General features: G+C 68.0%; 5 protein-coding genes. 3 read left to right on the top strand and 2 right to left on the bottom strand.

The features are described 5' to 3' along the window. Positions 1–324: 324 nt before the first annotated feature. On the top strand, positions 325–1266 hold the full coding sequence (locus tag A5727_RS22620) for an NAD(P)H-dependent flavin oxidoreductase (RefSeq protein ID WP_068255434.1): 942 nt from the start codon (positions 325–327) through the stop codon (positions 1264–1266). On the opposite strand, the gene A5727_RS22615 is transcribed toward A5727_RS22620, so the two are convergent. Continuing rightward, on the bottom strand, positions 1259–2641 hold the full coding sequence (locus tag A5727_RS22615) for an aspartate aminotransferase family protein (protein WP_068255432.1): 1383 nt from the start codon (positions 2639–2641) through the stop codon (positions 1259–1261). The genes A5727_RS22620 and A5727_RS22615 overlap by 8 nt on opposite strands. 15 nt (positions 2642–2656) lie before the next feature. Beyond that, the gene (locus A5727_RS22610; protein ID WP_068255428.1) at positions 2657–4156 is read right to left on the bottom strand and encodes a CoA-acylating methylmalonate-semialdehyde dehydrogenase; all 1500 of its coding nucleotides are present in this window, start codon (positions 4154–4156) and stop codon (positions 2657–2659) included. Positions 4157–4238: 82 nt separating this feature from the next. Between A5727_RS22610 and A5727_RS22605 the strand changes: the two genes are divergently transcribed. Together A5727_RS22605 and A5727_RS22600 are read left to right on the top strand one after the other, a co-directional pair. Further along, positions 4239–5831, top strand: a complete 1593-nt coding sequence (locus A5727_RS22605) for a PucR family transcriptional regulator (RefSeq protein ID WP_068255425.1) — start codon at positions 4239–4241, stop codon at positions 5829–5831. A 69-nt stretch (positions 5832–5900) separates the two neighbouring features. Next, on the top strand, positions 5901–6554 hold the full coding sequence (locus tag A5727_RS22600) for an ATP-binding cassette domain-containing protein (protein ID WP_157521527.1): 654 nt from the start codon (positions 5901–5903) through the stop codon (positions 6552–6554). The last annotated feature ends 2 nt before the right edge of the window (positions 6555–6556 follow it).

Here is a 6556-nt window from a genome sequence, read left to right as displayed (position 1 = left end):
GGAGGCGGGAGGCGAGAGGCGAGAGGAGGGAGTCCGATCTTCGGGATGGAAGGCGGTAGGCGGCAGGCGGACGGTCACGCATGCGGGTCATGAGACCCTGGTGCCCGTCACCCGAAGCGCCCGTGTTCGGGTGCCGCCCACGCGTTACGGGCCACGGGGCACGCGTCATCGGGTGCGGACCACGGGATCACCCACCGCGGAGTGGTGCGCCGCGGTGCGGGAACCACATGGGGGTTACGGGCGCCCCGAGCCGCCGCACCACGACCGCCGCACCACGGTGCCGGATATCGTCGGCTCATCATTCAAGTGCAGAGGGGCGCCACGATGACGAATCGATTCTGCGAACTCGCCGGCGTCGAGATTCCGGTCATCGGTGCGCCGATGACCTACATCGCCAACGCGGAACTGGCCGCAGCCGTGTCCAACGCGGGCGGACTCGGCATCATCGAGACCACCTCGGAACAGGGCCGGGCCGACCTGGCGCGGGTCCGCGATCTCACCGACAAACCGGTGGGCGCCAACATCTCCCTCTTCGTCAAACGGGACCCCGCCTTCGTCGACGTCCTGGTGGAGCAGGGCATTCGATTCGTCACGACGTCTGCGGGCGATCCGCGTCTGTTCACCGACCGTCTGCACGGCGCCGGCATCACGGTCTTCCACGTCGTGGGCACACTGGCCGCCGCGCGCAAGGCCGTCGACGCGGGCGTCGACGGCCTTGTCGTCGAGGGGGTGGAGGGCGGCGGATTCAAGAACCGTTACGGCGCATCGAGTCTGGTGCTGCTGCCGCTTGTCGCCGAGAGCGTCGAGGTGCCGATCGTTGCCGCTGGCGGAATCTGTGACTCGCGGTCGATGGCCGCGGCATTCGTGCTGGGAGCCGAAGCGGTACAGATGGGGACCAGGCTGCTGGCCTCGGAGGAGGCGGGCGTGCACGAGAACTTCAAGCGTGCCGTCGTCGACGCCGAAGAGACCTCAACGGTGCTGCTGCCTCTTGGTGGAGTCCGTATGATGCGCGTGATCCGCACCGCCACAGCAGAATTGATGGACGCGGGCAAGGCGGGCGAACCCGAAGGATCCGCGTTGGAACGCGTGCGGACACTGTATTTCGGCGGCGACATGGCGGCCAGCGTGGCGAACACCGGCCAGGTTGCGGGCCGTATCGCAGACGTACGACCCGCCGCCGAGATCATCGCCGAAATGTGGAGCGGCTGCGGCGAAGTGCTCAGTGCCGCAGCCGCCCACGTCGGCCCAACGAAACGAACTAGCTGACGTACCCGTCGGCCACGGTCAGCGCGGCGTCGAGGATGCGCAGGCCTTCGGCCACCTCGTCGTCGCTGACGTTGCACGGCGGCACCGCGTGGATGCGGTTGAAGTTCGCGAACGGCAGCAGGCCGCCGGACTTGCACTCCGCCAGCGTCGCAGCCATCGCGGGGCTGGTTCCGCCATAGGGCGCCAGCGGCTCCCGGGTCTGCTGGTTGGCCACCAGCTCGATGGCCCAGAACACACCGAGGCCACGGACTTCACCCACCGACGGGTGCTTGGCGGCCAGTTCCCGCAGCCCCGGGCCCAGCACATCGGAGCCGATCCGGGCCGCGTTGCCGACCATGTTCTCGTCCTCCATCGCGTTGATGGTCGCGACCGCGCACGCGGTGGCCAGCGGGTGGCCCGAGTAGGTCAGACCGCCCGGGTAGGCGCGGTCGGCGAACGTCGCGGCGATGGCCTCGCTGATCGCCACGCCGCCGAGCGGGACGTAGCCGGATGTGACGCCCTTGGCGAAGGTCATCAGGTCGGGAACGACGTCGAAATTCTGGATGGCGAACCACTTTCCGGTCCGTCCGAACCCGGCCATGACCTCGTCGGCGATCATCACGATGCCGTACTTGTCACAGATCTCCCGCACGCCGGCCATGTACCCGGGCGGGGGCACCATGATGCCCGCGGTGCCCGGAACCGACTCGAGGATGATCGCCGCGAACGAGCTCGGGTTCTCCATCTGGATCAACCGGTCGAGGTACTCCAGGGCGCGCTGGGTCTCCTGCTCCTCGGTCTCGGCGTTGAACGACGAGCGGTACAGGAACGGGCCGTTGAAATGGACGACGCCGCTGTTGCCGTAGTCGTTCGGCCAACGCCGAGGGTCACCGGTCAGGTTGACCGCGGTGTCGGTGCCGCCGTGGTACGAGCGGTAGCGGGCCAGCACCTTGTAACGACCGGTGTGCAGACGCGCCATCCGGACGGCGTGCTCGACGGCGTCGGCGCCGGCGTTGGTGAAGAACACCCGGTTCAGGTCGCCGGGCGTGCGCTCGGCGATCAGGCGCGCGGCCTCTGATCGCGCGGCGTTGACATGCTGCGGCGCGATGGTGCACAGCTTGGCCGCCTGTTCGGCGATGGCCGCGACGACCTTCGGGTGCTGGTGCCCGATGTTGGTGTTGACCAACTGCGAGCTGAAGTCCAGCAGCTTGTTGCCCTCGCCGTCCCACACGTAGGAGCCTTCGGCCGCCAGCACCGTCATGGGCTTGATCTGGGCCTGCGCGGACCACGAGTGGAACACGTGCGCACGGTCGAGCTCGTAGGCGCGCTTGCCCTCGGCGATGGCGCTGTCAAGATCCTGACCGGTGGGCAGGATGTTGGTGTCCAGGGAAGTCATCTCAGTCCTATGCGCTCAGTTGTTCTGGGGGAAGCCGAGGTTGATGCCACCGTGGCTGGGGTCGAGCCAGCGGGTGGTGACCACCTTGCCGCGGGTGAAGAAGTGCACGCCTTCGGTGCCGTGCGCGTGGGTGTCGCCGAAGAGCGAGGCCTTCCACCCTCCGAAACTGTAGTACGCCGTCGGCACGGGGATCGGCACGTTGATGCCGACCATGCCGACCTCGACCTCATTCTGGAACCGGCGTGCCGCGCCACCGTCGTTGGTGAAGATCGCCGTGCCGTTGCCGTAGGGGTTGGCGTTGATCAGCGCGAGGGCCTCGTCGTAGGTCTCGACCCGCACGACCGACAGCACGGGGCCGAAGATCTCGTCGGTGTAGACGCTCATCTCGGGGGTGACGTGGTCGAGCAGAGTCGGGCCCAGCCAGAACCCGTCCGCCCCGCCGTCGGCCTCAACGGTGCGCCCGTCGACGACGACCTTGGCACCGGCGGCCTCGCCGGCGTCGATGTAGGAGGCAACCTTGTCGCGGTGCGCCTTGGTGACCAGCGGGCCCATGTCGGAGTCGCGGGTGCCGTCGCCGGTCTTCAGCGTCGCGGCGCGCTCGGCGATCTTGGCGACCAACTCGTCGGCGATCGGACCGACGGCCACGCAGGCGCTGATGGCCATGCAGCGCTCACCGGCGCTGCCGAAACCGGCGTTGATCATGGCGTCGGCGGCCAGATCGAGGTCGGCGTCGGGCAGGATCAGCGCGTGGTTCTTGGCGCCGCCGAGTGCCTGGACGCGCTTGCCGTGGCTGGTGCCGGTGGCGTAGACGTACTGCGCAATCGGGGTGGATCCGACGAAGGACACGGCCTTGACGGTCGGGTTGGTCAGCAGTTCGTCGACGGCGACCTTGTCGCCCTGCAGCACGTTGAAGACACCGGCGGGCAGGCCGGCCTCGGCCCAGAGTTCGGCGATCCACAGAGCGGCGCTGGGGTCCTTCTCCGAGGGCTTGAGCACCACGGTGTTGCCGGCGGCGATCGCGATGGGGAAGAACCACATGGGCACCATGGCGGGGAAGTTGAAGGGGGAGATGACGCCCACCACGCCGAGCGGCTGGCGGATCGAGGCGACGTCGACGTTGGTGGACGCGTTCTCGGTCATGCCGCCCTTGAGCAGATGCGGGATGCCGCAGGCGAATTCGACGACCTCCTGGCCGCGGGTGACCTCGCCGAGGGCGTCGGAGAGCACCTTGCCGTGCTCACTGGTGATGATCGCGGCCAACTCGTCCTTGCGGGCGTTGAGCAGTTCGCGGAACGCGAAGAGAACCTGGCTGCGCTTGGCCAGGGAGGTGTCCCGCCATTCGGGGAAGGCTGCCGCGGCTGCGTCGATCACCGCGCGCGCGTCCTCGACCGAGGCCAACGCGACCTCGCCGGTGGTCGCTCCGGTGGCGGGGTTGGTGACCGGCGCGGTCCTGTCGCTGGCGCCGGAGAACTTCTTGCCGTCTGCCCAGTGGCCGATGATGGGGGTGCTCGTCATGGGAATGATTCTTGCGCGGATATCGCACGCGATGGCCCGACGAAGTGTAAGAGGGCTGAACCAGTGATTTACGCTGTGTCAAATGGAGCCCACGCTGAAGGAGATTCTCGGCCTGCCGGTGCTGCAGGCCGGGCAGCCTGAGGTCGTCCTCGGTGACGATGAGGCGCTGAGCCGCCGCGTGCGTTGGGTGCATGTCAGCGAGCTGAGTGACCTGTCGAATCTGCTCGAAGGCGGCGAACTGGTCTTGACCACCGGGTTGGCGCTGACCGATCACAGGCTCCGCGACAACTACCTGCCCGGTCTGGCCGCCGCTGGTGCGATCGGGGTCGTCGTCGAGTTGGGGCTGCACATCGATGAGCTGCCCCAGTCGGTGCTCGTCGCCGGGGCCGGTCTGGGCATGGCGGTCGTCGTGCTGCACCGCTCGGTTCGCTTCGTGGAGGTCACCGAAGAGGTGCACCGGCGCATCGTGGCCGATCAGTACGCGGAGGTGGACTACGCCCGACGCGTCCATGAGACGTTCACCGCGTTGAGCATGCGTCGCGCCTCGCTGGACGAGATCGTCCGAGTCGCGGCTGACATGCTCAGTGCTCCGTTGGTTCTCGAGGACCTGAACCGAAAGGTGCTGGCGTACGCCGGCCATGGGATGGCCGCGCCGGAACTGTTGGGGGACTGGGAGCGCCGGTCACGTCTCAACCCGGACACCGGTCCGCAGGCCTGGTTGAGCCGACGCGTCGGCCCGTACCGCCAGGAGTGGGGGCGTCTGATCGCGCCGACGCTCACCGAGACGTCGCGGGTTGTGATGACCATCGAACGCGCGGCGCAGGCGCTGGCGTTGCACCGGATGGTCGAACAGGACCGCATGTCGCTGGAACTGCGAGCGCAGAGCGGACTGGTCGACGACCTGCGCAACGGCCGCGTCCGGGACGAGGCGGAGGCGACGTCGCGGGCCTACGCCCTGGGGTTGCGGCCGTCGCTGACCTACGTGCCCATGACGGTGCGGCTGGCCGACTCGAAGGGGCCCGATCAGGTCGTGGTCCAGCAGCGACGCGTCCGCACACTCGACGCCGTCGTGCACGCGGTGCGGTCTCGGCGACACACGGTCCTGGCCGCTGCCCGAGAAGACGGCGTCATCGACCTGCTGCTGGCACCTCGCCACGCCGTCGGCGTTGCCGATTCCGACGCCGTCCTCGACGAACTGTGTCTGCAGATCCGCGACGTCGTGAGGAACATCGACGGCGTCAACGACTGCGTGATCGGTGTGGGGCCGGAGTCCAGTCGGCTGACCGAAGCCGCCGGCGGCCTGGCGGAAGCCGACCATGTCGCCGAAGTTGCTGTGGCGCTTCTTGATTCCGGACGGTCGTTCTATCGTGCCGCCGACGTGCGGCTGCGCGGGCTGCTGGCGCTGGTGCGCTCGGATCCCCGGGTGCAGGCCTTCGCCGAGACGGAACTGCGATCGGTGCTGGCCGATCGGGCCAAGCATGGCGACGACATGTTCGAGCTGCTTCAGACCTATCTCGACGTCGGGGGGAACAAGACCGAACTCGCCAAACGGCTGCACCTGTCCCGGCCGACGCTGTACTCCCGGCTCGCGGCATTGCAGCGGATGCTGGGCGTCGACCTCGAGGACGCGGAATCGAGGACTTCACTGCACGTGGCCATGCTGATCCTGAGGTGATGGGATGGTGTGGTGAGCGAGTCGAGCAGACCGGATGCCACACCTGCGGTCACCGCGCGGCGGATCACCATGAGGGGTCCGTGGGGACCCGTGTACGGCCCCATTGACCTCGACGTCGACGCCGGTGGTGTGACGGTCCTGGTGTGTCCCGCGGGGAGTGGACGCACCGCGCTGCTGATGACGGTGGCGGGTCGGATGAGTCCGGTCTCGGGGCAGATCTCGGTGTTCGGCCGGACCCGGGTGAGGGACATCTTCGCCTCGGCCGCGCTGGCGGGCATCGACGAGATCGACGCGGTCACCGAGTCGGTGACCGTACGAGACCTGATCACTGAACAGCTGCGCTGGGACGCCCGGTGGTACCGGCTTGTCCGCCGCGCTGGTCAAGGAGACCTCGAGACGGTGTGCGCCCCGGTGTTCGGTGAGTTGCCGCTGCCGCCGCTGACCGAGTACGTCGACGCACTCTCCGAGCTTGACCGGATGCTGCTGCGGATCGCGCTGGCGAACACCCAGAAGCCGCCACTGCTGGTGGTCGGCAACCTTGACCACGTCACCAGCGACGCCAACCGTGCGCTGCTCATCGAGCGGCTCATCGTCTTGGGCGAGCACCAGACCGTGATCACGACCACCGTCAACGGAGCCGACGGACACGCGGTCCGCGCGCAGATCGAGGTGGCCAACACAACCCACGCCGAACTGGCCGACGGTACGAAAGGTGGTGACTGATC

The sequence above is a fragment of the Mycobacterium sp. ACS4331 genome (assembly GCF_001667265.1).
Classification (GTDB): Bacteria; Actinomycetota; Actinomycetes; order Mycobacteriales; family Mycobacteriaceae; genus Mycobacterium.
Note: the sequence above shows the minus strand (reverse complement) of the source record. Positions and strands in the feature narration are given on the sequence as shown.